The 4,366-nt window shown below is 66.9% G+C and carries 3 protein-coding genes; all 3 read right to left on the reverse strand.

The window, feature by feature from the left end; genetic code table 11:
• Positions 1-65 precede the first annotated feature (65 nt).
• Positions 66-620: a DUF6262 family protein gene (locus P3H15_RS53135; protein WP_276144686.1), complete on the reverse strand. Its 555-nt coding sequence runs from the start codon at positions 618-620 to the stop codon at positions 66-68.
• Positions 617-2,464: a site-specific integrase gene (locus P3H15_RS53140; RefSeq protein ID WP_276144687.1), complete on the reverse strand. Its 1,848-nt coding sequence runs from the start codon at positions 2,462-2,464 to the stop codon at positions 617-619. The genes P3H15_RS53135 and P3H15_RS53140 overlap by 4 nt, the downstream gene beginning before the upstream one ends.
• A gap of 590 nt (positions 2,465-3,054) precedes the next feature.
• Positions 3,055-4,203 carry a tyrosine-type recombinase/integrase gene (locus tag P3H15_RS53145; RefSeq protein ID WP_276144688.1) on the reverse strand — a complete coding sequence of 383 codons (1,149 nt, stop codon included), beginning with the start codon at positions 4,201-4,203 and terminating at the stop codon, positions 3,055-3,057.
• Between the last annotated feature and the right edge of the window lie 163 nt (positions 4,204-4,366).

The following is a 4,366-nucleotide window of genomic DNA, read 5'->3' on the forward strand; positions in this document are numbered from 1 at the left end:
GGCTTCTCTCGGGAATTTTTGTTAACAAATGCTATTTGCGCTGGTCAAAAGCCTGATGGTGTGCACTACAGGTGTTGGGCACGTGGTGGTTGTGGTCGGCTGTTGAGGGTTGCCATCAGGTCTCGGTTGGTGGCGCGGGCGGCTGCGAGTTCGTCGTCGCGGTCCTGGAGCTCGTGTTGCCTGTCGAGGAGCTGCTGTTCGAGTTCGGCGGTCCGCTCTCGGAGGGTGCCGATTTCGTCGTGTCCGGTGAGACCGGCGTCGTGGAGGACCTGTTCGCCGAGAACCTCGGAGAGTCTGTCGGCGAGTTTCGTGTTCTGCTGCCGTAGTCGTTCGTTTTGTGCCCGCAGGTTGGCTACATCGGCCAGAAGTGACCGATAGCTGGTGCGGGTGCTCGACGGTGGCGGCTCAGGTTCGGCGGCGACTGTCAGGATCTGGGCTCGGAGATCGTGGTGGCGATAGAGGAACGAGCGGTCGACTCCCGCGGTGCGAGCGACGGAAGAGATTGTGATCTCGGCCCCGTCGGCGCGGAGCCGGGTAAGCGCGTCGAGGACTCTTTGCCGTCGACGGGTGCTGTCGCCGCGGCGGGCCGCGATCAGATGTTCGGTGGAGTTCGAGGTCATCGGTGCGTTTCGAGGTGTGGGTCGAGCGTTTGCGGCCCGGTGGTGGGTAGTCCGAGGTGCACGGTCTGTCGGGTGCGACGCACCACCCGAACGGCTTCTTCGATCTGTCCACGCTCGTCCTCGGTGAGTGCATCAAGGTCGTGTTGGACGCGGCGGATCAACTGTCTCAGCCTCGTGATTTCCGCTTCCGACGGCACCGCCTCGTCGCGGGCCCATTCATCGAGTTCGGTAGCGGCACGGACCCTTTCGCGGTCACGGAGCAGGGTGTCGAGGTAATCCTGCAGCTCGGGCAGGTAGGAGGGGTCGGAGCGGAAGTGACCGCAGCCCAGGCACCGGAACCGGAACGGACAGGAGCCGCCTCCGGCCTGCACGTTGGACGGTTCGGTGCAGATGCCGAACGGGACCGCGACCTGGCCGACGCAGAGCCGTTGGTGTTCGCTTTCCAGTAGCAGGCGAGCCTGGCTCCACACGTGTTCGCCGCGGCCGTTGAACTGGACGGCGGCCAGGGCGTCGACGGCCTTCCGGGTTCGTGTGGCGGTGACCGAGTAGTAGCCCTGAGTCATTGCGATTGAGCGATGCCCCATAAGCTCCCGCAGGACGTCGACGGGTGTTCCGGCATCCGCATGCCGTTGGGCGAAGCTGTGTCGGTAGGCGTAGAGGAACACCGCGGACTTATCGAACTCCGAGCCGTCCGGGCGGTGCAGCGCCTCGAGATCGTCGACCCAGCGGCGGTGCGCGGAGGCGAGGGTGTCGTCGTGGATCGGCTGGGTGCCGGCGCGGTTGCGGGTCGCTCTGGGCAGCAGCGCCAGTTCGGCGAGGGGTGTGTCCGGGAAGCGATCGCGCACACGCTGTTTGTGTTCGATGAGCAGTTCTGCGGTGGCGTCGCCGATCGGCAAGCGTCGGCCGACGCGGTTGTTCTTGAAGTCGGTGTAGATCAGCGCGTATTTGCCGTCCCGGTCTTGGTCGAGGCAGTCCCACGGCAAGTTGCAGATCTCGGCTGGTCGGCGACCGGTGTCGATGAGCAGTTGGACAGCGACGCGGATATCGCGTCCGCCGGCGGCCTCGAGGCGGTCGAGCGCGGCGATAAGCGCAGTGAGGACTGAATCGGGCAGGGCCCGGCCCGGTGCGTCGTCCTTGGGCACCGGGGGAAGGTCGTGGCGGCGGAAGGTGAACTCCTGGCTGAGACCGGCCAGGGGCCGGCCCGGCCGGGCGAGGCCCAGGGCCCGGCATTCACGCAGCACCAGCGCGGCATGCTGGGCAGTCTTGCGGCGTTGGTAGGCGGAGAGGTCGCCGGCGGATTCCTGGTGTCGGAGCCGGTTGAGGAAGGCGACGATGTCGGCGCGGCCCAACGCGGCAGGGTCCATGCCGTCATCGGGCCGATGCAACCGCAGGCTGTTACCCAACGCGGCGACACTGTTGACATGGTCACGCAGGACGGCGACAACATTCGGCCCACGCCGCAGCGGCAGTTCCTCGAGGACCCAGTGCTTGGCGGCGCTGCGGAGCCACGGTTGGGCGACAACGGTGAAATCCAGCCGCTTTCGGCCGTGCCCGAAGACGCGCATGTTCCAAATGTCCTTGTGCTGCTCACTATCCGGACCGGTGGTCGACTCCGACACCGCTGCCTGCAACTCCTGCACGAGCGGCCGGATATGCCGCGGCAGCGTCGAGGCATCGACGTCGACGATCGTTGCGACGCCGTGGCTACGGAGACTGCGGGTGAAAACGCGAAGCTGATAGAGGTGGGTGATCACATCCCGTCCGCAGCGCTGCTGCAGGCCGAACAGGATCTCTGCCTGCACCAGCGGGGTCAGACCCCGCAAGATGACCTCATGGCCGCTCACGACCGGGGCCGCTGTTCGGCACCACACCTCGAAATCGGTGGTCAGCCCCTTGCGGTCCTGGTCCCACCACCGAACATCGTGTGGCCGGCAGAGCCCGCGTCGGCAGTGTGCCTGCCGGTCGCAGACCGTCACCCGACACGGGCCGAATCCTGGGAGGGGTTTCGGTGCAGTATCTTTCAAGAATTCGTCCAGCGGCAGGTTCAGTCTCCTCCGGTGATTCTCGTGGGTCGTGCAGATTTTGAGGCGGTTGTTGCGACACGGGCGGGGACAACCGCGAACTCCGCAGATGACCTCGCCCCGGTGCAGTCTGCGCACCGGACCCGCAGCAGCGAACGCCTCGATGCCCATGTCGGAGCGGAGGAATGCCTGGTGGCAGGTCGCGCACAGGCCGTCCGGCCAGAGCACTTCGGTTCGGCATCCCCGGACCCGACACGGCCGGAATCCCAACAGCGGATGCTCTGGTGGTGGGGTCAGAGTTTCCGTTGCGGGAGCCCACCCGGCGGCGGTCAGGAACAGGGGGTCCAACCGCGGCCACAACCCCTCGGCCTTCCGCGCCGGCCGAGGGGAACCGACGGTGGACAGCGCCGCAGTCACCGGCTCACCCCGTCGCGGTTGAGTGCGGCGACGCGCTCGACCGCATCGCGCAGCCGTTGCGCGGAAGGATGCGCATAGACCTGCGTCGAGGCGGCGCGGGCGTGGCCGAGCAATTGCTGGGCCTCGTCGATCGACCCTCCCGCGTCCAGGACGTCGGAGGCAAATCCGTGGCGCAGCTGGTGCGGGTGAACCCGGCGGGACAGGTGCGCCCGCCGCGACAACCCCGTCAACAGTTCGTTGATCGCGCCGGGCCGCATCGGCGACCCCAGCGGCGGGTGGAAGAGATTGACCAGGACGAAGTCGCACTCTCGGGCCGGGCGGCACCGGTCGCGTTCGAAGACGTAGGTGTCGTACGCGAGCACCAGCAGATCGTCGACCGGAACCGCCCGGGGGCGGCGGGACTTCGCCCATGCGCCGTTGATATTCACCCGGCGGCGCACGTGCAGATGTGAACCGGACATCGTGCAACCCAGGCCCGACGAGTCGGCCACGAAGTGGATGTCCTCGCGCCGAAGCCCGCACAATTCACCACGCCGCAACCCGGCCCGCGCCATCGCGACCACGATGAACCGGTCACGAGCCGACCGGCAGGCCCCGAGCAACGCGAGAGCCTCCTCGTCGGTGGCGCGGTCCACCCCAGTCTCCGGTTCCGACAAGCGATGACGTGGACGGGCCACGTAGTGCAGTGCGCCGTCCTCGCCGCGGGCCTCCACCGGCAAGTGACGGTTGTCGCTGACCTCGAAGAGCATCGCCAGCACTTCCGGCGGCGCGGTGCCGACGGCGACACTGTGCCGAAGAAATCCGCGAACCGCCGCCAAGATCCGATTGATCCGGCCCGGGCCGCGCACCTCGGGCAGCCCCGGACCGATCAACGGAGCCTCCGGATCGATCGGGGTGTGCCTGAGCCAGGTGGCGAACGCACCAAGCCGTTCGGCCGCGGTCCGCCAATCTCGCTGTGTGTGCTCGCACCAGCGCAGATACAGTGTCAGCGACTCCGCGTAGGCCTTGGTGGTGCTCTCTGCAGCGTCTTGCCCGAATCGAAGATGCCGCAAGTACTCGTCGACATCGCCGACAATCCGGTACTCGTCATCGACCACGGTCCAATACCGCTCGGCCGACGGCAACGTGATACGAAAGGCTCGCATCGGCATCCCTCCACGCCGGAGGCTACTCCGCCGCGTCCCTCATTCCCGGCAACGCAGCCGCGTGTCGGCAACGTGCACATCATCCCGAGCGATCGTGTGGTGCACCAGCACCAAACCAACCCGGACGCAACAATCCACCACACACGAGGAGACCCGAGAGAAC

The organism is Rhodococcus sp. T2V, assembly GCF_029269925.1.
GTDB lineage: Bacteria > Actinomycetota > Actinomycetes > Mycobacteriales > Mycobacteriaceae > Rhodococcus_F > Rhodococcus_F koreensis.

What these genes read in the sequence shown, in the direction of transcription:
- P3H15_RS53135 (WP_276144686.1), bottom strand. Translation starts at nt 620, where the DNA reads ATGACCTCGAACTCCACCGAACATCTGATCGCGGCCCGCCGCGGCGAC.
- P3H15_RS53145 (WP_276144688.1), bottom strand. Translation starts at nt 4,203, where the DNA reads ATGCGAGCCTTTCGTATCACGTTGCCGTCGGCCGAGCGGTATTGGACC.